The organism is Veillonella sp. T11011-6, from assembly GCF_002959755.1.
Taxonomy (GTDB): Bacteria; Bacillota; Negativicutes; order Veillonellales; family Veillonellaceae; genus Veillonella.
This window is the reverse complement of record NZ_PPCW01000001.1, coordinates 447,087-470,893: the sequence shown is the minus strand read 5'-3', so window position 1 is coordinate 470,893 and position 23,807 is coordinate 447,087. Positions and strand designations below refer to the sequence as shown.

Sequence of the window (23,807 nt, the reverse complement as noted above, 5' to 3'; positions counted from 1 at the left end):
AATGGAAATGGATCAATTATATACAGAACTTATTTTGGAACATAACCAAGATAAGCGTAATAAACATGAGTTAGCTCATTTTACAAATTCTGAACATGGCCATAACCCTAGTTGTGGTGATGATCTAACATTACAACTCAACGTAGAAGATGGCATTATCAAAGATGCTGCTTATACCGGCTCTGGTTGTGCTATCAGTCAAGCATCTGCATCTATGATGATTGATATTATTAAGGGAAAATCTGTTGAGGAAGCTCTTCGTTTGGTAGAAATTTTCTTAGGTATGATCAAAAAAGAAATTACCGATGAAAATGAGTTAGAAGAATTAGAAGATGCTATGGCATTGCAAAATATTTCTAACATGCCAGCACGTGTTAAGTGTGCGGTTCTTGCATGGCATACATTAAAAGAGGCTTTAAAGAAGTAATATGAAAAAGACAATATTATTTGACTTAGATGGTACTTTGACAGACTCTCAAGAAGGTATTTTAAAAAGCATTAAGTTTGCCTTAGAACATTTCGGCTATGATGTGCCAGATGAAGAAACATTACAATTGTTTTTAGGACCACCATTGGTAGATGCTTTTCAAGAGCATTGTGGCATGACCTTTGAGCAAGCGGAAGAAACGTACTTTAAATTCCGCGAACGATATGGTACAATCGGTAAATTTGAAAATCAAGTGTATCCGAATATTGTAGACTTGTTGGCTAAATGCAAAACAGAACAATATACTATTGCCGTTGCTACTGCAAAGCCTGAGCATTATGCTAAGGATATTTTAGATCACTTTGAATTAAAACCTTACTTTGATGTAATTGTGGGGGCTAATTATGAAAGTGGTTTATTGCATAAAAAAGAGATTCTCGAAAAAGCTCTTAAACTTTGTGGCAATCCTTTAACTGATGAAAATGGTCGTCGTTTGGCCTTTATGGTAGGCGATCGCAAGTATGATGTAGAGGCAGCTAACGAACTTGGTTGTATTTCTATCGGCGTTACTTATGGTTATGGTACAGAAGCTGAACTAAAAGAAGCCGATGCAGAATACATCTGTGATGATGTTGATGAAATTGCTGATGTTCTCGATCTTGAAGAAATGATGGTTCGTAGATAAGTAGATAATAACACATAAAAAAGCTAGAGGAATTACCTCTAGCTTTTTTGGTAAATAGAGAAGGACTGACCATGAGGTCAGTCCTTTTGTACTATTTTTTTAAGCCGCTTTTTTTAGCTAATGTTTTGATAACCTTAGCACTTTGTTTTTTCAATTTGCCGCCTGTTTGTTTGAGTTGAATACGTGTACGAGAAACACGACCAAGTGTAGTAATCTTTGTTTTACGACGTGGCTTCATATCGCGTTCGTTACCAAAGTCGCCACGTTGTACACTTGTTGCTTTTACCTTTTCTGCTCTGAAAGATTTACGCAATGCTTTCATAATTAATGTGAGCGGTAAGGATTGCTCAAAAGAATACAAATCAACAGCCACATAACCTAGCGCAGGATACGTGTGCAATGTAAAGTGAAAGCCTGGTGCAACAGATAGGAGGGCGATCTCCTCGTCCATAACTTGACAACTGATTTCATCAACATCAAGATCAGCTAAATCAAATGCGGTTGCTACACTTTCTTGTACAGCTGTAGCGGATGAGATTGCATCTTCATCGCAGGAATATAAATCAATTAACAGTTCTTGTCCTAATGCTTCTGCCATAACAACACCTTCTTTCATAAAAATATATCTCATTTATTATACCTATAATTTAAGATTAAGTCCAATTATAGGGGAATGTATTAAAAGGTCAAATGTATAGTATAGAAATTTGACCTTTATATTATTGTCTTTAGACTGGTTCGCGACGTAGTCGCGAATCATTAAACCACCCGCTATGCGGGTGCGGCAACGAAAGTTATACAAAAAAATCACCTTGCTTAAGTATAATGTAGGTGTTCAAGCTGCATTATATGCAAAAGAAAGGTGATTTTATATGGCAACAAAGACACAGAGCCTTGCGCACACAAAATGGTTATGCAAATACCACATAGTATTTACACCTAAGTATAGACGTAAAGTTATATATAATCAATACAGAAATAGTTTACGTGAAATACTGAGACGTTTATGCGAATATAAGGGCGTCAAGATTATAGAGGGGGAGCTTATGGCCGATCATGTGCATATGCTAGTATTAATCCCACCTAAAATATCAGTTTCATCTTTTATGGGATATTTAAAGGGGAAAAGTGCACTAATGATGTTCGATAAACACGCAAACTTAAAGTATAAATTTGGAAATAGGCACTTTGGGTCCGAGGGTTATTATGTTAGTACAGTAGGTTTAAATGAGGCTACCGTAAAGAAGTATATACGTGAGCAAGAGTTACATGACCAAATGAAAGATAAACTTAGTGTAAAAGAATATGAGGACCCTTTTAAGGGTAGCAAGTAATACATATCCCCTTTAAGGGGAATGTTACGAGTCAATGGCTATGCGGCTTGAACGCAGTGAAAGCCAGCGCCTTTAGACGCTGGCCTAGTACTACGGGCTTATAGCCCGTGAGCAAACCACCCGTTTTACGGGTGGTTCTGATTGACTAAAGTCAAAAAGTCAAATATAATAGATATATGTAAAAAGCAAATAGTCAAAATATATATTAAATAAAATGTTAAAGAGGTGTTTTTTATGAGTATGATAGCTGATAAAATAGAAAAGTTTATATTGGATCGTATGCGTGAAGAACAAGAGAAATTAATTTTAAAGCGTAATGAATTAGCTGATGAGTTAGATTGTGCACCTTCGCAAATTAGTTATGTTCTAAGTACGCGTTTTTCCAATGAGCGTGGGTTTGATGTTGAATCAAGACGTGGCCTAGGTGGATATATTCGAATCACAAAATTAAATCCAGAAAGTTCTGATTCTCTACCAGCTGTAACAACCTATCGTATTTATGAAGGTCAAAATACAGTGGATCGTTTAATTGATATAAAAGATGTAGACCAATCATTATTTCAATTACTTCAAGCAGAAAAAATTACTCGTCGTGAGGCTCAATTAATGCATAATTCTTTTGCTACATTGATTGAGAATACCGATATTGAACATCGTAATGATGCAATTCGTGAGCTATACGCAACAATGGTGGATACACTACGGAAGGAGTGATGATCAGTGATATGTGATCATTGCCATAAAAATGAAGCTACTATCCATATGACAAATATTGTAAATAATCAGAAAACGGAACAACATTTGTGCAATACTTGTGCTACAGCACTACAACAAGAGGGAAAATTATCTCCCTATAGTTCCTTTATGAATGATATGTGGGATGATAGCTTTTTTACTAACGATTTCTTTAAAAATATGGTCTATCCTGATAATTTATTAAAATCTCATCAATCTAAACGGTGTCCTCAATGTGGTATTACCTATGATGAGTTTAATCGGGTAGGCAAGTTTGGTTGTGATACATGCTATGAAACCTTTGCTAGTGAAATAAAACCGTTATTACAACGTTTGCAAGGTAGTTCTGAATATGAAGGGTCAGTTCCTAGTCATGGTAATAATGTGTTTAAAGCTAAGTATGAAGTTAAACAATTGCGTAATCAATTAGAGATGGCAATTCAAGCAGAGAAATTTGAAGATGCAGCTATTTTAAGGGACAAAATTAAAGAATTGGAAGCCATCATTGGTAGAGATAAAGAGTAGGAGGTTCTTATTATGTTAGATGTTATATTAGACTCTCCTCTAAGTCCTTGGTTACAGCATGATATAGATGCAACTGATCATATTGTTATTTCTAGTCGGATTCGATTAGCAAGAAACTTTGATGGTGTGCTTTTTACAAATCGAAATGATATGTCGTCATTAGAAAAAGTAAATTCTATTTCTAGAAGTTTGCTTAAACCCCTAAAAGACGTAGATGGACATCAATATTCCAATATTAACCTAGAGCAATTAAGTCAAGGTGAGCGGGCTGTATTAGTAGAGAAACACTTAATGAGCCCTGCTTTTGAAGAAAAATTACCATATCGTAACTTGGTTGTATCTGATGATGCATCTATCGTAATTATGGTTAATGAAGAGGATCATTTACGGATTCAATCAATGGCTTCTGGACTTCAATTGCAACAGGCCTATGACCATGCAGTGAAAATTGATAAGGCTATCGAGTCAAAGCATCCCTATGCTTTTGATGAACGATTTGGTTATTTGACGGCATGCCCTACAAATGTGGGAACCGGATTAAGAGCATCTGTAATGCTACATCTGCCAGCCTTGACTATATCTGGAAAAATTACACGCCTCATTCGTAGTATTATTCAGTTGGGCTACTCTGTGCGTGGATTATATGGTGAAGGTTCAGAAGCATTAGGAAATATATATCAAATTTCTAACCAACGTACTATGGGTACTAGTGAAGAAGATACAATAGAACAATTAACAAAGATTGTAGAAGGGATTATTGCAGAAGAGCGAAAATCTCGTCAGTTATTATTACATAATGATAAAGAAGGCTTAGAAGATGTGTTATGGCGCTCTTATGGGGTTCTACAGAATGCACGCCGTGTAAATGGTAAAGAGGCCTTAACAAAGCTTAGTGATATCCAGTTAGGCGTTGATTTGAATATTTTACCTCAATGGGGTAAGGATTCCTTTAATGAGTTGATTGCTATAACTAGACCTAATTTCCTTTCAAAGTATGCAGGAAATGATGATCTAACAGATATTGAGCGTGATAGCTATCGAGCTAAAGTAATACGTCAAAAACTTTCAAAATAACATTGATTTTACAGATAATCAATTGATATTCCAATGGTGTTTCCCACCATTGTTTACATATATTTGAAGAGATACAATTACAATTTACATAGATAGATGAGGTGATATTATGATGCAACGGTTCACAGACGATGCACAGCGAGTCCTTTCTTTAGCACAAGAGGCTGCTTTAGAGCTAGGGCACGACTATGTGGGAACTGAACATGTACTCATCGGCCTTACAAAGGTTAAAAATAGTGTAGCTGCTAAGGCTTTAGAAGAGCTTGGCATAGTTACAGAAAATATTTTTGAAGCTGTAGAGGAGCATGTAGGTCGCGGTAATAAAAAAGCGAGCTCTATATACATGACCCCTCGGGTTAAATATATACTTGAACTTGCAGTTCAAATAGCAAACCGCATGAACCATAATTATGTAGGTACTGAGCATATTCTACTAGGCTTACTAAGTGATGGTAGCGGTGTTGCAGCTGCCATATTACAATCCATGGATGTTAGAACTAATGATATAGTAGATGCTATTCGTAATATTCTTGGTTCTAATTCCAAGGGCCATAATGATGGTCAAGAAGGCTCTCACGGAGATGGCGAATTAGGTGATTTATCTGATTTTGCCACAGATCTTAATGAGTCTGCAAAACAAGGTAAAATTGACCCTGTTATCGGTCGAGACACTGAGATTCAACGGGTTATTCAAATTCTAAGCCGTAGGACCAAAAATAATCCTGTTCTCATTGGTGAGCCTGGGGTAGGTAAGACTGCCATTGCTGAAGGTTTAGCGCAGCGTATTGTTACAGGTAATGTACCTGAGATTTTACGGAATAAGAGAATTATTTCCCTTAGTATAGGGGCTATGCTTGCCGGTGCTAAATACCGTGGCGAATTTGAAGAGCGTTTAAAAAAAGCTATTGATGAAGTTCAACAACATGATGATATGATTATCTTCATTGATGAAATTCACACATTAGTTGGAGCAGGTGCCACTGAAGGCGCTATGGATGCGGCAAATATCTTGAAACCAGCTTTGGCACGCGGTGAATTCCAAGTTATTGGCGCTACGACACTTGATGAATATAAAAAGCATATTGAAAAAGATGCTGCCTTAGAGCGCCGTTTCCAACCTGTTCAAGTAGGAGAACCTAATGAAGAGGATGCTCTTGAAATCTTGAGAGGCTTACGAGATCGTTATGAGGCCTTCCATAAGGCTAAAATTACAGATGAAGCATTAAAAGCTGCTGTTACTTTATCTAGTAGATATATTACAGATCGATTTTTGCCGGATAAAGCTATCGATGTGGTTGATGAGGCTGCATCTAAGGTCCGTATGAAGGTATTTTCGGCGGCACCAGATGTTAAAGCTTTAGAAGACAGACTCAATTCGGTTAAGAAGGAAAAAGAAGCAGCTGTCACATCACAAGATTTTGAAAAGGCCGCTAAACTTCGTGATGAAGAGCAAGCTTTAGTTAAAGAAATCGATGATAAAAAATCTGTTGCTAAAGAAGAAAGTGATCAAAAACTAATTGTTACAGAAGATGATATTGCTGCTGTAGTAGCTCAGTGGACTGGTATTCCGGTTGCAAAAATCGGAGAAGAAGAATCAGAAACCCTGCTTCATTTAGAAGATGAGTTACATAAACGCGTCATCGGTCAAGATGATGCTGTTACAGCTGTAGCAAAAGCTGTGCGCCGTGCAAGGGCTGGATTAAAGGATCCAAAACGTCCAATTGGTTCCTTCTTATTCCTTGGACCAACAGGGGTTGGTAAAACTGAGCTAGCAAGAGCGCTTGCATCCTCCTTGTTCGGCGATGAATCTGCTATGATTCGACTTGATATGTCTGAATATATGGAAAAACATACTGTTTCCCGTTTAGTTGGGGCACCTCCTGGATATGTAGGCTATGAAGAGGGAGGCCAATTGACTGATGCAGTTCGTCGTAAACCATATAGCGTTATTTTACTTGACGAAGTAGAAAAGGCTCATGCAGATTTCTTTAATATCCTATTACAAGTTCTTGATGATGGCCGTCTTACAGATAGTCAAGGGAGAACTGTAGATTTTAGAAATACGGTTATCATCATGACTAGTAACTTAGGTGCTAAAGCATTACATAAGAACTCTACAGAATTAGGTTTCTTGGCACCGAAAAAAGCAGGATCTCATGCACAAGATACTAAAGGTATAGATTTTAAAGAGGCTAAGAAGTCTGTTCTGGATGCTGTAAAACGTCACTTCAGACCAGAGTTTTTAAATCGTATTGATGAGATGATTGTATTCCATCCATTAACTGAAGAGGACTTAACAAAAATTGTAACAATTTTGATGAGTGATCTAATAAAACGTCTTGGAGAACGTGATTTACATTTAGAAATTACATCTGAAGCTATGAAAGTACTTGTTAAAGAAGGTTCCGATTTTACTATGGGGGCGCGGCCTTTAAAACGTGCTATTCAACGTTTAATTGAGGACCCTGTATCCGATTTAATTTTGAAAGGAGAGGCGATAGCAGGAAAAACTATTAAAGTAGATGCAAAGGATAACAATATTGTTGTAACGATTTAATATAAATACAAAATAAATAGTTAATGACTACCTTTCATATAAATTATATGGCTTAAATGGTATACTATAGAATAATGATAGTAACCATGTAGTAAAATTATGCATAAAAGGTCATGAATGGTTATCATTCATGACCTTTTTTATCTTTTATAACAGTTTTGAGGTATTATGGCAAAAGCAAAATCAGTATTCTTCTGTCAAAATTGTGGAGCAGAATCTTCTAAGTGGATGGGACGTTGTCCACAATGTGGTGAGTGGAATACATTAGTTGAAGAGATAATTAAAGAAACTAAACATAGCCGAACACCTTCACGAGGTGTGGGAAATCAAACAACAAAACCAACAGCTTTACCAGATATTGAAATTTCATCTATCGCTCGTGTATCTACTACCTTTGGTGAAATCGACCGCGTATTAGGTGGTGGGATTGTTCCTGGGGCTCTTATGCTCTTAGGTGGTGATCCTGGTATAGGTAAGTCTACACTACTTCTTCAAGTATCACAAAAGGTGGCCGATACGGTAGGTACTGTACTATATGCATCTGGAGAAGAATCTCAATTACAGCTTAAGCTTCGGGCAGAACGACTTCATATCAATAGTGAGCGACTACAAGTTATTGCTGATACAGATTTAGATCATATCTTAGAGCAAGCTGATGCAATGACGCCTTCATTGTTAGTTATCGACTCCATTCAAACCATGTATACCGGAGATATCGATGCTGCCCCAGGCAGTGTTAGTCAAGTGCGAGAATGTACATCTCGACTTCTTCGCTTTTGTAAAGAACGCAATATTCCGACGGTTATAATTGGTCATGTCACAAAAGAAGGCAATATCGCAGGCCCACGTATGTTAGAACATATGGTGGATGTAGTGCTTTACTTTGAAGGCGAACGGTCTTACCAATTCCGTATTTTGCGCTCTATTAAGAATCGTTTTGGCTCTACATCTGAAACAGGTATCTTTGCCATGGTTGAGGAAGGGTTACAAGAGTTATCTAATCCATCAGCTTCCTTATTGGCAGAACGATCTGATGAGGAAAGCGGCAGCGCCGTTATGATTTATCTTGAAGGGGTTCGTCCTATCCTTGTAGAGGTACAAAGCCTTGTTGTTACGACTGCTTTCGGTATGCCTAGAAGGACGGCAATCGGTTATGACCTTAATCGTTTAATAGTACTTTTGGCAGTACTAGAAAAACGTTGTGGTTTTACATTAGGTAATAAGGACGTGTACGTTAACGTTATTGGTGGTCTGAAGGTAAATGAACCCGCTTGTGACTTGTCTATGGCCGTTGCGATCGTATCTAATTTAAAAAATCGCATTGTTCCTACGGATATGGTCATTTTAGGTGAAGTAGGACTCACTGGTAATGTTCGTAGCATTCCACGCATCGAGCAGCGTATCAATGAAGCTAAGAAATTAGGCTTTAAAAAGTTTATTATCCCTGAAGGCAATTATAAGCAGATCAAGGATAATGATAGTTCTATCAAGATTAGAGGCGTTAAATCTATTCAAGAGGCAATGCAATTGGTATTTTCTTAATTAGGAGGTGATTTGATGATTTATCGGATTTTGCGCTATGTAATAGCCATTCTTGTGGGCACAGCGGCCTATGTTGGAATGGATAGCTTAGCACCTATTATCGACCCATATTTGGTTTCTCAATTTGAGTCCTTTGGGGATATGTCATTGACCATTGCACGTATTTCAGTATTAATTTTTGGTACTCTATTAGGCGTTATTATTGGGTATTTAATTTCTTCATTTATTTTAAAACAAGGCTTAGTCATTGCTAAACGCTTAGAACGCATTCTTACTCATATTCCAAATCAAGAATTGATTGCAGGCACCATCGGTTTATTATTCGGTCTTATTATTGCAAATTTAATTGGTGTTGCATTCCATCAAGTACCTATTATAGGACCTTATATTCCTATTATATTGAGTGCTATCTTTGGATATAGTGGCCTTAAAATTATGGCTCGTAAAGGCCCTGAAATATACTATAACTATGTACAACAATGGGGTGGAGAAGGTACTAAAAAAACAAGTCGTTTTAAAATGTTCTCTACTCATAAATCTGATAAAACTACGAGCACACCAAAACTACTAGATACATCTGTTATTATTGATGGACGTATTAAGGAACTATGTAATACAGGATTTATTGAAGGACCTCTAATGGTTCCCCTTTTTGTATTGAATGAGTTACAAATTATTTCTGACTCTGCTGATGCTACAAAGCGAAATCGCGGTCGTCGTGGCCTCGATATTTTGAAAGAGATGCAAGATGCTAAAAAGGTAGCCATTGAAGTGGTAGAAGATGATTATGATGATCTTACAGAAGTAGATTCTAAATTAATGCGTCTTGCTTTGGATAAGCAGTGGAAGTTGATGACTAATGACTTCAACTTAAATAAGGTGGCTCGAGTGCAAGGTATTGAGGTCCTTAATCTGAATGAATTAGCCAATGTACTGAAACCAGCCCTCATTGCAGGCGAATGGATTCGCGTGCAAGTCATGAAAGAAGGCAAGGAAATTCACCAAGGTGTAGCGTATCTCGATGATGGTACCATGATTGTTGTTGAAGATGGTAAACCTTATGTGGGTCAAACCGTAGAGGTTATGGTTACATCCATCTTACAAACTAGTGCAGGTCGCATGATCTTTGCTCGTGTAGATGGAGGACAAAATGGACAAGGTAATTAGTTGTATTGTTCTCGCCGCTGGTGCAGGGCGTCGCATGGGATACAAAGAAAATAAGATATTTATTCCTTTGGGACGATTCTCTATCATTCAGCGTACATTGCAAAATGTAGCAAATGTTGAAGGTTTGAAAGAGATTATTCTTGTTGTAGCCGAAGGCGAACAAGAATATATGACAAAACATATTCAAGAGCTGGATTTGACTGTTCCCATTCATATAGTACTTGGTGGAAAAGAGCGTCAAGACTCTGTAGCATGTGGTTTACAGGCTGTATCAGAGGATACCAATATTGTCCTTGTTCATGATGGAGCGCGGCCATTAGCCTCTACAGAAATCTTTAATAATGTTGCTGACTCGGCTAATACCTATGGTGCTGCTACGGTAGGTGTTCCGGCTACAGATACCATTAAACGAGTTGATACAGACCATAATGTTCTAGAAACATTACAGCGCAGTGAGTTATACCAAATTCAAACGCCACAAGGCTTTCAAAAAGAGTTATTTGTAGAGGCTCATCAAGCGGCATATGAAACTAAGTATCTTGGTACTGATGATGTATCACTAGCTGAGTATGTAGGTAAGCCTGTGCATATAGTTGAAGGGGATTATTGTAATATTAAAGTGACAACACCAAATGATATTGCAGTAGCTAAACGATATTTAGGAATTGAGGATACACGTATGCGCGTTGGATTTGGTTATGATATTCATCAATTAAAAGCAGGTCGCCCATGTATTCTTGGCGGTGTTCATATCGAATCTGAACTCGGCCCTGATGGTCATTCCGATGCGGATGTTCTCATTCACGCATTGATGGATGCTATGTTAGGTGCTGCAGGTTTGCGCGATATTGGATATTATTTCCCGCCTGAAGATGACCAGTATAAAGGGATTTCTAGCATGCTTTTACTAGAAAAGGTTAATTCCTTATTGAAAGAACGTGGGTTACAAGCCTATAATATAGATATTATGGTTATTTCAGAGACACCTAAGTTAAAGCCACACATCGACACGATGAAGGCTAACTTACAATCTGTTTTAGAAATACCATTAGAACGTATTAGTATTAAAGCGACAACAAATGAAATGCTTGGTGCCATCGGGCGCCGTGAAGGCATTGCTGCACAAGCTGTCGTTTCTGTATATGAAGGAGAGGTATAATCATGAGTTCCATGAAAGTTCGTTTTGCTCCAAGCCCTACGGGTCCATTCCACATTGGTGGCGCTCGTTCTGCTTTGTTTAACTGGCTATTAGCACGTAAAGAAAAAGGCACATTTGTATTGCGTATTGAAGATACAGATTTGGCTCGTTCTACCCGTGAAAGTGAAGAAAATATCAAAGCTTCCTTGCAATGGCTTGGCATGAACTGGGATGAAGGCATTGATGTAGGTGGCGATAATGGTCCTTACCGTCAAACAGAACGTCTTGACTTATATAAAGAAGTAACACAACGTTTGTTGGACGAAGGCAAAGCATATGAATGCTATTGCACACCTGAAGAATTAGATGCTGTTCGCCAAGAACAAATGGATCGTGGTGAAACACCTAAATATAATGGCCATTGCCAACACTTAGATGAAGAAACAAAGGCTAAATATATTGCAGAAGGTCGTAAACCAACCATTCGCTTGCGCGTTCCTTTGAATAAAACATATGCTTTCGATGATATGGTACGTGGTCATGTATCCTTTGAATCCAATGGTGTAGGTGACTTTGTAATTGTAAAATCTGATGGTATTCCTGTATATAACTTTGCGGTAGTAATGGATGACCATATGATGGGTATTACTCACGTTATTCGTGCAGAGGAACATTTATCTAATACTCCACGTCAAATGGCTATTTATGAAGCACTAGGCTGGGAAATACCTAAGTTTGGTCACATTTCCTTGATTCTTGGCAAAGATTACAAAAAAATGTCCAAACGCCATGGTGCTACATCTGTTGAACAATACAAACAATTGGGCTATTTGCCAGAAGCACTTGTAAACTTCTTGGCGCTTCTTGGTTGGGCTCCAGAAGGGGAAGAAGAATTTTTCACACAAGATGAATTGATTCAAGCCTTCTCCATGGATCGCGTAGCTAAAAACCCTGCTGTATTCGATATTGATAAATTGAACCATATCAACTTCCACTATATGAAAAACTTAAGCGATGAAGAGTTATTCCATCTTTGCTTGCCTCATTTGAAAGAGGTTGGTTTGGCACCAGATAGCTTAAATCAGGCGGATATCGATTGGTTGACATTATTATGCTCTACATTCCGCGACCATATTAGCTATGGTGCTCAAATTAAAGATCACGTAGGCATGTTCATGGGCGAAACTGTATTCCTTGAAGAAGGTCACGAAGAGGAATTGCGTGCTGTATTAAATGAAGAAACAGCACCAACCGTTCTCGGCGCATTCCGCAATGCATTGGCTGAACTTGATGAAATTACGCCTGATGTTGTAAAAGCAACAATTAAAGCAGTCATGAAAGAAACTGCTTTAAAAGGTAAATTCGTATTTATGCCTATCCGCGTTGCCTTAACAGGTCAAATGCATGGTCCAGATTTGAATAATATTGTTACATTGCTTGGCAAAGAAAAATGCTTACATCGTTTAGATAATGTCAGTGCTTTAACAAAATAGTAACGTAAGTTAATTTAAAAGCTCTCATAGCTATGGTTATGAGAGCTTTTTTATATATATTGAGATTATTCTATAGAAATGCTATAATAATCGGCGTCTTTTATTTTTATTTATTATGAAAGTGAGTGCTTTTATGAGTATTATTCGTTCTCTTAATCACTTATTCAATAGCTATCTTTCATGGATAGTGCTATTGATGGCAGTGTTAGCGTATTTATTACCAACTGTATTTTCTTGGATGACGCCGTACATTGCGTACATGCTACAATTTGTAATGTTTGCCATGGGGCTAACATTAACAGCTCAAGTGTTCCTTGATGTATTTAAGCAACCGATGAAAGTTATCCTTGTATCTGTTATCCAATTCTTATGGATGCCATTAGCAGGTTTCTTGGTAGCCCTAATCTTTAATTTCCCACCAGAAATTGGTATCGGATTCATCTTGTTAGGTGCATGTCCTGGTGGTACTGCTTCTAATGTTATGACATTCCTTGCAAATGGTAATGTTCCATTATCCGTATCTGCAACGACTGTTTCTACATTATTGGCTCCAGTATTAACACCTTTATTCGTTGTATTGTATGCAGGTGCCACATCTTCTATTGAAATTCAATTCATGCCGATGTTTATTTCTATCGTAAAAATCGTATTGGTACCAATCATCTTAGGTATCGTATTGAATTACTTCATTGGCTCTAAAATTGAACCTGTTAAAGATGTATGTCCTACAATTGCGGCTATTGCAGTATTGCTCATTTTGGCTGCTGTTACAGCAGTAAATCAAAAACAAATTGCTGAAACAGGCTTTATCATCTTTGTTGCTTGTTTAGTACAAAATGTGAGTGGTTATATTGTAACGTACTTTATATGTAAGGCTTTGAGCATCGATATTTCTTCTCGCCGTGCAATGCAAATCGAAGTAGCAATGCAAAATTCTGCATTATCCGTATCTTTAGCACTTAAACATTTTACTCCTCAAGCGGCAGTAGCAGGTGCAGTATTCTCTATCATTCATAACTTTACAGGATCTATCTTTGCAGGTATTTGCCGAAAACATGATGATCAAGAAAAATTGGAAAATGCTTAATAGTTAATTCATCATCCTCATCTTTCAAATTTATATCCGAAATATGCATGTCTAATACATTATTTGGATATATTGAAAGATGAGGGTTTTCTTGTTTTCATTGACATTCTATAGGATAATTGATACAATATTTACATATCTCAATATAGATTATTACTAATAGCTAAGACTGAAAGAAGTACTCTACAACTAACTTTTTAGCGAGAACCGATGGTGGGAGGGTTCAAGGATAGGTAGACGAAATGCATTCACGAGCTGACACTCCGATTATAGGTAGGTTTGTCCGGTGACGCGCCGTTATGCGATGAGTGGGTACTACATTGGTACCTAACAGAGTGGAACCGCGGACCATCGTCTCTGTATGAGATGAGGGGTCTTTTTTATTTTACGAACATGGAGGCATCGGTAACGATGAGAGAAATTACAGTTTATAATACTATGACGCGCCAAAAAGAGGTGTTTAATCCTGTAACACCAGGTGAGGCAAAGATGTACGTATGTGGTGTTACACCATATAATCATCCTCATATTGGCAATGCACGTCCATTCGTAACATGGGACGTAATTCGTCGCTACATGAAACATGTAGGCTATAAAGTAACATATGTACAAAACTTTACTGATGTAGATGATAAGATCATCAATACATCTAATGGTGAAGGTGTATCTTGGGATACTATTGCAAACCGTTATATCGATAGCTATTTTGAAGTAATGGATGCACTTGGTGTACAACGTGCTGATATTTATCCTCGTGTTTCTACACATATCGAAGACATTATCGCTATGATTTCTACATTGATCGAAAAAGGCTATGCTTATGAACTCGATGGCGATGTATATTATAGCGTTGATAAATTTGAACATTATGGTGAGTTATCTGGCCGTACATTAGATGATATGGAAGCAGGTGCTCGTATCGAAGTTGATGGCCGTAAGAAAAACCCTATGGATTTTGCATTATGGAAAGCAGCAAAACCAGGTGAACCATATTGGGAAAGCCCTTGGGGAAATGGTCGTCCAGGCTGGCATATTGAATGTTCTGCGATGAGCCAAAAATATTTAGGTACAGAGTTTGACTTCCATGGTGGTGGTAGCGATTTGATCTTCCCTCATCATGAAAACGAAATTGCCCAATCTGAAGGTTGTTCTGGTCAACATCCATCTGTACGCTACTGGTTACACAATGGTTTCATTACTATTAATTCTGAAAAAATGTCTAAATCCTTGAATAACTTCTTCTTGGTAAAAGATATTTTAGAACAATATAGTCCAGATGCATTACGCTACTTCTTGTTGAGTACACATTATCGTAGTCCATTAGATTTCTCTGATGAACGTTTAGAAGAAGCAAATAAATCCTTAGAACGTTTAAGCACTGCTATTGAAAATCTATTGTACCTTGAAAAATGTGAACCAGGTCCATGTGATGAAGCGCAACACTTATTAGAAAAAGCTAAAGAGTATGAAGAAGAATTCGAAGCAGCTATGAGCGATGACTTCAATACTGCATTAGCTACATCTAGCATGTTCGGTCTTGCTAAAGAAATCAACATTTACTATCAAGTTGTAACAGGCCGTGAAGGTGTTGTTTGCCAAGAAGCTATTGCTGAGGTTAAACGTATCTTCAAGTTCATGACAGAAGTAATTGGTATTCTTGAAAAAGCATGGGAAGGCAACACAGGTGCTAATGCTGCTGAATATGAAGAATTAATGCAAGTGATCTTGTCTGTACGTCAAGCATGTCGCGATCAAAAACAATGGGCATTAGCTGATTGTATCCGCGATCGTTTGGCTGAAATCGGTATTACTATTGAGGATTCCCCTCAAGGTGCACGGTGGAAAAAACGTGAAGTTTAAACAATTTCAATTCTTAAAGAATGAAGCAATAAAAAAGTTGACGGCTCTTGAACAAGAGCCGCTTCGTTTGCGTAAACGAACTATAGAGGAGTGCCTCAGTGCAGATGCAGTTATGCTTGCTTATATTGGCGATGCCGTATACTCCATGTATGTTCGTGAGCGAGTAGTACAAATGAATATATCTAAGGTACAAGTGTTGCACACCATTGTTACTGAGTTTATTTGTGCTAAGTCACAAGCGAAGGTATTGCTTGAAATAGAGGATACTTTCACAGAACAAGAACAAGCTATTGCACGACGTGCTAGAAATAGTAATGTAAATGTGCCAAAAAGTAGTTCTGTTCAAGAATATCGTAGTAGCACAGCTTTTGAAGCCGTACTTGGATTTCTTTATGAAACACGTCAAGATGAGCGCTTACAAGATGTTATGAAGCAAGCCTTTTCAATAACTCTACGAGGTATGTAGTATGGATAATTATATTGTAGGCCGCAATGCGGTTAAAGAGGCCCTTAGAAGTGGTCGCTCTATTCAACGCATTATGGTCAGTGAAGATAAGGTAAAAACTGGTCTAGCTGATATTGTTGGCCTTGCTAAATCTCAAGGCATTGAAGTGCGTCCAACACCTATCAAACAAATGAATAAATATGATTTAGAGGTACCACATCAAGGGGTTATCGCTCTTGTATCTGCCGTTCAATTTAAAGAACTAGGTGAAGTGCTGCAAGAGACGAATCATGAGGTACCTTTGCTTATCCTAACAGATGGTGTTGAGGATCCGCATAACATGGGCGCAATTATCCGTACTGCGGAATGTGTAGGGGCTACGGCCGTTCTCATTCCTAAGCGTCACAATGCACCTATTAATGCTACCGTAGCTAAAACATCGGCAGGTGCCATTGAGCAAATTCCACTTGTACAAGTTGGGAATGTAGCCCAAACCATTAAACAACTTCAGAAACAAGGTTTTTGGGTCATGGGCGCTCATATGGAAGGGGATCGCACCTTATACGAGGCAGATATGACAATTCCTACAGTTATCGTTATCGGTAATGAAGGTAAGGGCATTAGCCGCGTTGTGAAAGAGGCTTGTGATTTCCTTGTTACCATCCCTATGTATGGGAATTTAAATTCTTTGAATGCATCTGTGGCAGCCGCCGTTCTTATGTATGAAGCGGTACGTCAACGTCAAGCGAAATAATTATGTTAAAAGATATCTTAATTGTAGATGGATATAATGTGATATTCGCCTGGACTCATCTAAAGAAATTGGCTCATGAGTCATTAGAACATGCTCGTATGGAGCTTAGAGATAAATTGTTGAATTACGGAAAATTCAAGGGATACGAAGTTATCCTTGTGTTTGATGGTAAGTATACAAAATCTGGCGGCTCTATAGAGGCTATTACGAGTGGATTTCTAGAAGTCTATACTGAGGATGGAGAGACGGCGGATTCCTTTATTGAACGAGAGGTATTTTTGCGGAAAGGCAAATATACCAATGTATATGTTGTAACCTCTGATGGAGCAGAACAAAATCAAATTCTTGGATCTGGGGGCTTACGGATTCCAGCTCGAGAATTGCAAAATATGATTCGCATAGCTAAGGAAGAGGAACGACTACAATACGCTCATGAACATAGACGAGATCAATTTAGCTTGCGACGTAATGAAGTAGGAGGTTTATTATCTCCTGAAGTAGCTGAAAAGCTAGAGAAATTACGGCGTGGCCATTGATAGTTGAAAATCACATATACTTCCAGTATAATGAATATATTGGTTTTTCTGCTCAATTGTAAGGAGGAGCATATGAACAGTATTCATACACGCAAGTCCGATTACAATTTCAAAGAAATGACTGATGAGCAAGTTGTGGTCATAGCTCAAGAAGAGCAAAATGAGTTTGCAATCGATTATATTGTTAATAAATATAAAAACTTTGTTCGTGCAAAGGCACGCTCTTATTTTTTGGTAGGTGCTGATCGAGAGGATATCATTCAAGAAGGAATGATTGGCCTCTATAAGGCTACGCGAGATTTTAAACATGATAAATTGGCGTCCTTTAGAGCTTTTGCAGAGCTTTGTATAACTAGACAAATTATTACAGCTATTAAGTCGGCAACAAGACAAAAACATGCGCCTTTAAATTCTTATGTATCGTTAAATAAACCGGTATATACAGAGGAATCAGAGCGTACGTTGATCGAGATGCTATCCTCAGCAAAGGTTACCAATCCTGAGGATCTTATTATCAGCCAAGAGGAATTGGATGATATTGAACGCAATATTGGTCATATTTTAAGTGAACTCGAGTGGGAGGTCTTGGAAGGATATCTAGATGGACGTTCTTACCAAGAAATGGCTGAGGTCACAGATCGCAGTGTCAAATCTATAGACAATGCGTTACAAAGGGTTAAACGTAAATTAGAGAAGTATTTAGAACATCGGGTTTTGGATTCTCCCAGAGCCACACAGGAAGGATGACAGTCGTGACAAATTTCTTAATGATTGTAGAAGTTATCGTATCTATCTTATTAATCGTAGTAGTTGTTGCACAGAATAGCAAAAACGCAGGCATGGGTGGTGCTGTTTCTGGTGCGGCAGACTCTTCTTTTGGTGGTAAGCAACGTGGTTTAGACGCTTTCTTATCTAAATGTACGATTATATTGGGGATTATCTTTGCTGTGTTGAGCTTAGTGTTAGGGGCAATGATTAATCAATTCTAATGATGAAAGCCTGCTTTGCAGGCTTTTTCTTTTTTCAGAATAAGGAGGTGAAGATTTGAAGAAGAAAGTATTAGACTTTTATAAATCTATACAACCACATGCATATCATATTGAAGATGCTGCTATGGATAATCACATCCGTGGTGGTAAGGATCTTGAGATGTTTATTCGTTCAGCAAAAATGCTTGCTCGAGAAGGGGTGCTAACATCTTCTCGACCTGATGTATATCAATATGCAGAACAACAAAATGAAGAATATGAAGGTATTTATAAGGGCTATCGTAAGTCGTATGGCTTTGTGATTATGCCTGAAGATGAAGATATATATGTAGCAGAACAAAATAAAGGGACTGCTATGCACAATGATAAGGTTCGAGTTCGCATTGTACATTCTAACTATACTAAGCATAAACGAGAAGGCATTATCGTTGATGTGATTGAACGAGCTAATGAGACGGTTGTAGGTACCTATGACAGACAACAACACTTTGGCTTTGTTATCCCTGATGATGAACGGATAGGGACTGATATCTTTGTAGACTTAAAAAATACATTAGATGCACGTAGTGGCGCAAAGGTATTAGTGAAAATTACTAAATGGCCTGAAGGCGATAAAAAGCCAGAAGGCATTATTACTGAAATTCTTGGTTATAAGGGCGATGTAGGTCTTGATATTAACTGCATCATGGCTAATCATAAGATTCCATTTAATTTCCCCGATGATGTTATCAAAGCGAGCAAGAAAATTGATACCTTTATTCATGAAGACCCTGCCCGCTGGGATCTTCGTGATTTACAAATGGTCACTATCGATGGGGAAGATGCAAAAGATTTAGACGATGCTGTGAGTGGCCGAAAATTACCAAATGGTAATTATGAGTTAGGTGTACATATTGCAGATGTGAGTCATTATGTAGTATCCGGACAGGCTATTGATAATGAGACTTATAAACGCGGTACATCTGTGTATTTAGTAGATCGTGTAGTACCGATGTTACCTGAGGTTCTATCTAACGGAATTTGTAGTTTAAATGCTCATGAAGACCGTTATGCTATGACGTGTATGATGGAAATAGATAAAGATGGTAAGGTTGTAAATTATCGTATTCGTCCATCTATTATCCATGTAGGACGTCGTTGTAGCTATAAAGAGGTCTATAAAGCATTAGAGGAAAATATTATTCCTCATGACTTACAAGACTTTATGCCTATGCTGCATGATTTGGCAGAAATCTCTAAGATTTTGAATCGAATGCGTCGTCGTAGAGGTGCTTTAGATTTTGATTTTCCTGAATATAAAGTATTACTCGATCATGATGGTACACCGTTACGTATCGTAAAACGAGATCGTACTATGGCGGAACGACTTATCGAAGAATGTATGCTCATTGCCAATGAAACAGTGGCTACACATTTAGAGCATACACACCGTACATCGGTATATCGTATTCATGAGAATCCTAGTGAAGAAAAACTAGATTTATTCCAAAAGGTGCTTAATTATTTAGGTCAAAACTTAGTACTTAGTACTGATGGTGTAACACCACGAGATTTCCAAAAGATCTTAGATGTAGTAAAAGGGCAAGATATTGAGCAAGTAGCTCAAATTATGACCTTGCGCTCTATGCAGCAAGCTAAATATAGTACCAACAATGTGGGCCATTTTGGTTTGGCATCCACATGTTATACGCATTTCACATCTCCTATTAGACGATATCCAGACTTAATGGTTCACCGTCTTTTAAAAGCGGATATGCATTGGGAAAATGGCTATTCTAAACGCGATGTAGATGAAACCTTCTTAGTGGGGGCTGTAGAACATTCTTCTATACAAGAACAAGTTGCCACTGAGGCCGAACGAGATACAGTAGATCTCAAAAAGACGCAATATATGGTTCCATTTGTAGGAGAAGTCTTTGAAGGAACAATTTCTAGCATTACGTCCTTTGGGATGTTTGTAGAGTTAGAAAATGGTATCGATGGTCTCGTGCATATGAGCATGATGAACGATGATTATTATTTCTTCGATGAAGAACATTTTGTGCTCGTAGGTAAGAGATCCGGTAAAACCTATCACTTAGGTGAAAAGGTAACGGTTACATTAGTGAAAGCTGATGTAGAAAAGAAACAAATCGACTTTGTACTAGGTGAAGTTAATAATCTAATGGCTATTCAAGAACAATTGCGCAATGGTTCTGACTATGCAAATAGTCGAGATAGCTTTGGTAGTCGTAAAGGTCGTAAATCTTCGGGCAAATCTAGTAAAAAATCTTCCCGACGTGATAGCAGTAAATCCGGCCATTCTAGATATGATACTTTCAGTAAAAAATCTGGTAAAGGCAAATCAAGTCGTAAGAAATCTAATAAAACATCGAAGCGCAATCAATCTAAGAAATCTAAAAGTAAACGTAAACGATAGAGGTATATATGGCGAAACAATCTAGTCCATCTCTTATTGCTGATAATCGTAAGGCGCGTCATGATTTTAATATTCATGAAACCTATGAAGCCGGTATTGCTTTGACAGGTACTGAAATTAAATCCATACGTCAAGGTAAGCTGAACCTAAAAGACAGCTTTTGTCGCATTGATAAAGGTGAGCTCTTATTGTATGGCGTTCACATTAGTCCATACGAACAGGGGAACCGCTTTAATCATGAACCTGAACGAACTCGCAAATTGTTGATGCATAAATCTGAAATCAATAAACTGCATGCTCAGGTTAAGGAGAAAGGATTCTCTTTAGTGCCGCTCAATTTCCATTTCAGTCATGGTTATGTAAAGGTAACCGTTGGTCTTGTAACTGGTAAAAAGCTGTATGATAAGCGTCAAGATATGGCAGAACGCGATGCTAAGCGAGATATTGCTAAGAGACTTAAAGAACAACAAAAATATTAAAATAAAGAAATCGAGTCATAATGGCTCGATTTTTTTGTGATATTTGTCAACTTACTCTGTATTTTTAGTTGATAAATATGTATATTGAATTTATAATGTAAACAAAGAGTCGTGTTTGTGGTTGACATTTTCTAAGTAGAGGAGAAACATCATGAATCAGAACATTCGGTACATTACTGAGGTCGCTATTTTAACTGCTATGATTACTGTATTAGGGGCTATTAAAATACCTAATGTTATTCCAGGTATAGAGTTTCAATTATCGGCCCCGTTAGCGGTAGCAATATGTGCCGTATTCGGTTTTAAGAAGTATATTATTAGTGGATGTCTATCTAGCTTAATTGGCCTAGCACTAGGTACTCAAACTATTTTAAATGTTATGATTGCCATGCAATTCCGTCTCATTGTAGGTCTAATCCTTTGGATGTGCCATAATCACTTGATCGGTATTATGATTTCAGGCCCAATTGCATCGGCCTTGGCGCGTTTAACCTTGTCCGTATATATTGGTAAAGCCGCATTACCTATGGTTGCCTTGGCAGTGCCTGGCATGATTTTTACGGTTATTATGGCTCCAGTATTTGTAAAGGTATTCCGTAAAATTCATAGTCAAGCAGATCAAAATCATGTAATAAAAGGCAAGGTATCATAATGAGTGAATTATATAGTGTACGCATGCGTGCAGCACAAGGTGGTCCCCATGAAAACGGGGGCCACCATATTTCTGGGGCAGAGCGTATCGTAAAATTAGATGATGTTGGCACCATAGCACAATCCTTAGCTGAACGTGCACTGCATCACAGCAAAGGAACTGCTGATTTTATAAATATTACAGTAGATTTAATCCCATCAGAGAAGATTATATACATAGATTGTTTAAAGGTAGAAGAACATAGGACTAGTAGCATTCCTGAATCCCATCAATTGGCAACTAAACTTTTACAAGGTACTACTATTACTGAAACTGCTGTTAGAAAAGCTATCGGTATGTTAAAAAATTTAGATAGATCCATGCGCGGTGCTATGTTAGTAGATGCTATTTCGGGTGAACGCTTAGATGAAGGAAATCGCGGTGTACGTGTGAGTCATATGGACTCCTTTGACTCTCATGCATTAGGTGATAATGAACATATGAGAGAGGCCTTAGTATTAGCCTCTAAGGTGCAATCCGCTGATGGTGTTGTGGGAGAATTATGTTGGTCTGATGATCCAGATTATACAGTAGGCTATGTGGCTTGTAATGGTGTATATCATCGAATTCCTAATATGAAAGAATTAGGATCTAATATAGGGGGACGCGTTTTCTTTGTTCAATCTGATATAGATAGTGAAAGAGTAATTGAGTATTTGGAGTGTGCTCCAGTACTTGTTCAACGGAGATAGAATGTACGAATATTTTAAAGGACAATTAGATGCTAAGGTACAGAATCATAATCTACGAACCTTAAAAGAATACTGCCCTATTGATGCAGTGCGAGTAAAACGAGATGATAAAGAATATTTGATGATGGCTTCAAATAATTATTTGGGCTTAACTTTTGATTCTCGTGTAATAGAAGGGGCCCTGAAAGGGACTCAACAATATGGAACTGGATCTGGTGGTTCACGCCTCGTATCTGGTACGTTTCCATTATTTACAGATCTAGAAAACGAATTAGCAAAATTTAAGAATACTGAAAAAGCCCTCGTATTTAATACAGGCTATATGGCCAATGTAGGAACTATTTCTGCTATAGCTGATAAACATACCATCATTTTTAGTGATGCTTTAAATCACGCTAGTATTATTGATGGCTGTAGATTGAGTAGAGGAGCAGTAAAGGCTTATAGCCATTGTGATGTAGACGAACTAAAGTTTTTATTAAAGCAAGTAGATCGTAATGCAAGAAAGCTTATTGTCACAGATGGTGTATTTAGCATGGATGGGGATATTGCACCGCTTGATAAACTATATGAATTAAGCCGTGACTATAATGCATTGCTCATGGTAGACGATGCGCATGCCACTGGAACAATCGGTAATGGTCATGGTACGGCTGCTTATTTCAATTTAGAGAAAGAGATAGATATTCAACTCGGTACATTGAGTAAATCCTTAGGATCTGTTGGTGGTTATGTAGCTGCAAATAGCACTATCATAGATTATCTCGTTAATACGAGTCGTAGCTTTATATTCTCCACCGCATTATCTCCTGCTGATATAGGGGCGGCCCTAGCTGCACTACAGGTTCTTGAGACAGATGCATCTGTTTTAGGGCGTTTACAAGAAAATGTAAACTATATGGCAGATCAATTAATTTCTATGGGAATTGATGCGACCAATGAAACGCCAATTTTCCCAATTCTAATCGGAAGTAATGAAGATACACTTGCAGTATCTGATTATCTATATGAGGCTGGCATTATAGGCACCGCTATTCGTCCGCCTACAGTACCTATTGGTGAAAGCAGAATTCGATTGACCGTTACAGCCGCTCATAATAAAGAACAAATAGATTATGTATGTCATACATTGCATAAAGCGATGCAGACAGTAAGGTAAATAAGAATGTTGGTCTAGT

The 23,807-nt window shown here is 37.9% G+C and carries 24 protein-coding genes and 1 other annotated feature; of the genes, 23 read left to right on the top strand and 1 reads right to left on the bottom strand.

Annotation, left to right across the window (positions count from 1 at the left end):
* Nucleotide 1: 1 nt before the first annotated feature.
* Together sufU and VRHSUH10_RS02210 are read left to right on the top strand one after the other, a co-directional pair.
* Entirely contained in the window at nt 2–427 is a 426-nt protein-coding gene (sufU, locus tag VRHSUH10_RS02215) for a Fe-S cluster assembly sulfur transfer protein SufU (protein WP_024066921.1), read from the top strand.
* 1 nt (nt 428) lies between these two features.
* A complete protein-coding gene (locus VRHSUH10_RS02210) occupies nt 429–1,112 on the top strand; it encodes an HAD hydrolase-like protein (protein ID WP_105089270.1) in 684 nt (227 codons plus the stop codon).
* A gap of 91 nt (nt 1,113–1,203) precedes the next feature.
* Here the strand turns inward: VRHSUH10_RS02210 and VRHSUH10_RS02205 are convergent, their stop codons facing one another.
* Nucleotides 1,204–1,710 carry an S-adenosylmethionine decarboxylase family protein gene (locus tag VRHSUH10_RS02205; protein ID WP_005386379.1) on the bottom strand — a complete coding sequence of 169 codons (507 nt, stop codon included), beginning with the start codon at nt 1,708–1,710 and terminating at the stop codon, nt 1,204–1,206.
* Nucleotides 1,711–1,984: 274 nt separating this feature from the next.
* Here VRHSUH10_RS02205 and tnpA point away from each other — a divergent pair, with 274 nt between their 5' ends.
* The 21 genes from tnpA to bioF all read left to right on the top strand — a co-directional run bounded on the left by tnpA (nt 1,985) and on the right by bioF (nt 23,788).
* A complete protein-coding gene (tnpA, locus tag VRHSUH10_RS02200; RefSeq protein ID WP_105089269.1) occupies nt 1,985–2,446 on the top strand; it encodes an IS200/IS605 family transposase in 462 nt (153 codons plus the stop codon).
* A gap of 234 nt (nt 2,447–2,680) precedes the next feature.
* The gene (locus VRHSUH10_RS02195) at nt 2,681–3,160 is read left to right on the top strand and encodes a CtsR family transcriptional regulator (RefSeq protein WP_105085695.1); all 480 of its coding nucleotides are present in this window, start codon (nt 2,681–2,683) and stop codon (nt 3,158–3,160) included.
* A 48-nt stretch (nt 3,161–3,208) separates the two neighbouring features.
* Nucleotides 3,209–3,706 carry a UvrB/UvrC motif-containing protein gene (locus VRHSUH10_RS02190; protein WP_233187060.1) on the top strand — a complete coding sequence of 166 codons (498 nt, stop codon included), beginning with the start codon at nt 3,209–3,211 and terminating at the stop codon, nt 3,704–3,706.
* A 12-nt stretch (nt 3,707–3,718) separates the two neighbouring features.
* Nucleotides 3,719–4,780, top strand: coding sequence for a protein arginine kinase (locus VRHSUH10_RS02185; protein WP_105089267.1), 1,062 nt, complete (start codon nt 3,719–3,721; stop codon nt 4,778–4,780).
* Between the two features lie 109 nt (nt 4,781–4,889).
* Nucleotides 4,890–7,337 (top strand): ATP-dependent Clp protease ATP-binding subunit, encoded by a 2,448-nt coding sequence (locus VRHSUH10_RS02180; protein ID WP_105089266.1) that lies wholly within the window; start codon nt 4,890–4,892, stop codon nt 7,335–7,337.
* A gap of 168 nt (nt 7,338–7,505) precedes the next feature.
* Entirely contained in the window at nt 7,506–8,879 is a 1,374-nt protein-coding gene (gene radA, locus VRHSUH10_RS02175; protein WP_024065771.1) for a DNA repair protein RadA, read from the top strand.
* Between the two features lie 15 nt (nt 8,880–8,894).
* Nucleotides 8,895–10,046, top strand: a complete 1,152-nt coding sequence (locus VRHSUH10_RS02170; protein ID WP_105089265.1) for a PIN/TRAM domain-containing protein — start codon at nt 8,895–8,897, stop codon at nt 10,044–10,046.
* The gene (gene ispD, locus VRHSUH10_RS02165) at nt 10,030–11,205 is read left to right on the top strand and encodes a 2-C-methyl-D-erythritol 4-phosphate cytidylyltransferase (RefSeq protein ID WP_105089264.1); all 1,176 of its coding nucleotides are present in this window, start codon (nt 10,030–10,032) and stop codon (nt 11,203–11,205) included. The genes VRHSUH10_RS02170 and ispD overlap by 17 nt, the downstream gene beginning before the upstream one ends.
* A 2-nt stretch (nt 11,206–11,207) precedes the next feature.
* Nucleotides 11,208–12,677, top strand: a complete 1,470-nt coding sequence (gene gltX, locus VRHSUH10_RS02160) for a glutamate--tRNA ligase (RefSeq protein ID WP_105085688.1) — start codon at nt 11,208–11,210, stop codon at nt 12,675–12,677.
* A gap of 115 nt (nt 12,678–12,792) precedes the next feature.
* The gene (locus VRHSUH10_RS02155; protein WP_105085687.1) at nt 12,793–13,764 is read left to right on the top strand and encodes a bile acid:sodium symporter family protein; all 972 of its coding nucleotides are present in this window, start codon (nt 12,793–12,795) and stop codon (nt 13,762–13,764) included.
* A 156-nt stretch (nt 13,765–13,920) separates the two neighbouring features.
* Nucleotides 13,921–14,126: a binding site (T-box leader), on the top strand.
* Nucleotides 14,127–14,175: 49 nt separating this feature from the next.
* A complete protein-coding gene (gene cysS / locus VRHSUH10_RS02150; protein WP_105089263.1) occupies nt 14,176–15,624 on the top strand; it encodes a cysteine--tRNA ligase in 1,449 nt (482 codons plus the stop codon).
* On the top strand, nt 15,614–16,090 hold the full coding sequence (locus VRHSUH10_RS02145) for a Mini-ribonuclease 3 (RefSeq protein WP_105089262.1): 477 nt from the start codon (nt 15,614–15,616) through the stop codon (nt 16,088–16,090). Before cysS ends, VRHSUH10_RS02145 begins: the two co-directional genes overlap by 11 nt.
* Before the next feature lies 1 nt (nt 16,091).
* Complete coding sequence (gene rlmB / locus VRHSUH10_RS02140) at nt 16,092–16,823, top strand: 23S rRNA (guanosine(2251)-2'-O)-methyltransferase RlmB (protein ID WP_009351349.1); 732 nt, start codon at nt 16,092–16,094, stop codon at nt 16,821–16,823.
* Between the two features lie 2 nt (nt 16,824–16,825).
* Nucleotides 16,826–17,359 carry an NYN domain-containing protein gene (locus tag VRHSUH10_RS02135; RefSeq protein WP_105089261.1) on the top strand — a complete coding sequence of 178 codons (534 nt, stop codon included), beginning with the start codon at nt 16,826–16,828 and terminating at the stop codon, nt 17,357–17,359.
* 72 nt (nt 17,360–17,431) lie between these two features.
* The gene (sigH, locus tag VRHSUH10_RS02130; RefSeq protein ID WP_105089260.1) at nt 17,432–18,106 is read left to right on the top strand and encodes an RNA polymerase sporulation sigma factor SigH; all 675 of its coding nucleotides are present in this window, start codon (nt 17,432–17,434) and stop codon (nt 18,104–18,106) included.
* 5 nt (nt 18,107–18,111) lie between these two features.
* Complete coding sequence (secG, locus tag VRHSUH10_RS02125; protein WP_004695991.1) at nt 18,112–18,348, top strand: preprotein translocase subunit SecG; 237 nt, start codon at nt 18,112–18,114, stop codon at nt 18,346–18,348.
* Nucleotides 18,349–18,403: 55 nt separating this feature from the next.
* On the top strand, nt 18,404–20,767 hold the full coding sequence (rnr, locus tag VRHSUH10_RS02120; RefSeq protein ID WP_105089259.1) for a ribonuclease R: 2,364 nt from the start codon (nt 18,404–18,406) through the stop codon (nt 20,765–20,767).
* A gap of 8 nt (nt 20,768–20,775) precedes the next feature.
* Entirely contained in the window at nt 20,776–21,246 is a 471-nt protein-coding gene (gene smpB / locus VRHSUH10_RS02115; protein WP_004697155.1) for an SsrA-binding protein SmpB, read from the top strand.
* A gap of 151 nt (nt 21,247–21,397) precedes the next feature.
* Nucleotides 21,398–21,898: a hypothetical protein gene (locus VRHSUH10_RS02110; RefSeq protein WP_105089258.1), complete on the top strand. Its 501-nt coding sequence runs from the start codon at nt 21,398–21,400 to the stop codon at nt 21,896–21,898.
* Nucleotides 21,898–22,629 (top strand): 6-carboxyhexanoate--CoA ligase, encoded by a 732-nt coding sequence (locus VRHSUH10_RS02105; protein WP_105089257.1) that lies wholly within the window; start codon nt 21,898–21,900, stop codon nt 22,627–22,629. Before VRHSUH10_RS02110 ends, VRHSUH10_RS02105 begins: the two co-directional genes overlap by 1 nt.
* Before the next feature lies 1 nt (nt 22,630).
* Complete coding sequence (bioF, locus tag VRHSUH10_RS02100; protein WP_105089256.1) at nt 22,631–23,788, top strand: 8-amino-7-oxononanoate synthase; 1,158 nt, start codon at nt 22,631–22,633, stop codon at nt 23,786–23,788.
* Nucleotides 23,789–23,807 lie beyond the last annotated feature (19 nt).

Excerpts from the sequence above, each read along its gene's own strand:
- sufU (WP_024066921.1), top strand. The coding sequence starts at position 2 with ATGGAAATGGATCAATTATATACAGAACTTATTTTGGAACATAACCAA.
- VRHSUH10_RS02210 (WP_105089270.1), top strand. The coding sequence starts at position 429 with ATGAAAAAGACAATATTATTTGACTTAGATGGTACTTTGACAGACTCT.
- VRHSUH10_RS02205 (WP_005386379.1), bottom strand. The coding sequence starts at position 1,710 with ATGGCAGAAGCATTAGGACAAGAACTGTTAATTGATTTATATTCCTGC.
- tnpA (WP_105089269.1), top strand. The coding sequence starts at position 1,985 with ATGGCAACAAAGACACAGAGCCTTGCGCACACAAAATGGTTATGCAAA.
- VRHSUH10_RS02195 (WP_105085695.1), top strand. The coding sequence starts at position 2,681 with ATGAGTATGATAGCTGATAAAATAGAAAAGTTTATATTGGATCGTATG.
- VRHSUH10_RS02190 (WP_233187060.1), top strand. The coding sequence starts at position 3,209 with ATGACAAATATTGTAAATAATCAGAAAACGGAACAACATTTGTGCAAT.
- VRHSUH10_RS02185 (WP_105089267.1), top strand. The coding sequence starts at position 3,719 with ATGTTAGATGTTATATTAGACTCTCCTCTAAGTCCTTGGTTACAGCAT.
- VRHSUH10_RS02180 (WP_105089266.1), top strand. The coding sequence starts at position 4,890 with ATGATGCAACGGTTCACAGACGATGCACAGCGAGTCCTTTCTTTAGCA.
- radA (WP_024065771.1), top strand. The coding sequence starts at position 7,506 with ATGGCAAAAGCAAAATCAGTATTCTTCTGTCAAAATTGTGGAGCAGAA.
- VRHSUH10_RS02170 (WP_105089265.1), top strand. The coding sequence starts at position 8,895 with ATGATTTATCGGATTTTGCGCTATGTAATAGCCATTCTTGTGGGCACA.
- ispD (WP_105089264.1), top strand. The coding sequence starts at position 10,030 with ATGGACAAGGTAATTAGTTGTATTGTTCTCGCCGCTGGTGCAGGGCGT.
- gltX (WP_105085688.1), top strand. The coding sequence starts at position 11,208 with ATGAGTTCCATGAAAGTTCGTTTTGCTCCAAGCCCTACGGGTCCATTC.
- VRHSUH10_RS02155 (WP_105085687.1), top strand. The coding sequence starts at position 12,793 with ATGAAAGTGAGTGCTTTTATGAGTATTATTCGTTCTCTTAATCACTTA.
- cysS (WP_105089263.1), top strand. The coding sequence starts at position 14,176 with ATGAGAGAAATTACAGTTTATAATACTATGACGCGCCAAAAAGAGGTG.
- rlmB (WP_009351349.1), top strand. The coding sequence starts at position 16,092 with ATGGATAATTATATTGTAGGCCGCAATGCGGTTAAAGAGGCCCTTAGA.
- VRHSUH10_RS02135 (WP_105089261.1), top strand. The coding sequence starts at position 16,826 with ATGTTAAAAGATATCTTAATTGTAGATGGATATAATGTGATATTCGCC.
- sigH (WP_105089260.1), top strand. The coding sequence starts at position 17,432 with ATGAACAGTATTCATACACGCAAGTCCGATTACAATTTCAAAGAAATG.
- smpB (WP_004697155.1), top strand. The coding sequence starts at position 20,776 with ATGGCGAAACAATCTAGTCCATCTCTTATTGCTGATAATCGTAAGGCG.
- VRHSUH10_RS02110 (WP_105089258.1), top strand. The coding sequence starts at position 21,398 with ATGAATCAGAACATTCGGTACATTACTGAGGTCGCTATTTTAACTGCT.
- VRHSUH10_RS02105 (WP_105089257.1), top strand. The coding sequence starts at position 21,898 with ATGAGTGAATTATATAGTGTACGCATGCGTGCAGCACAAGGTGGTCCC.
- bioF (WP_105089256.1), top strand. The coding sequence starts at position 22,631 with ATGTACGAATATTTTAAAGGACAATTAGATGCTAAGGTACAGAATCAT.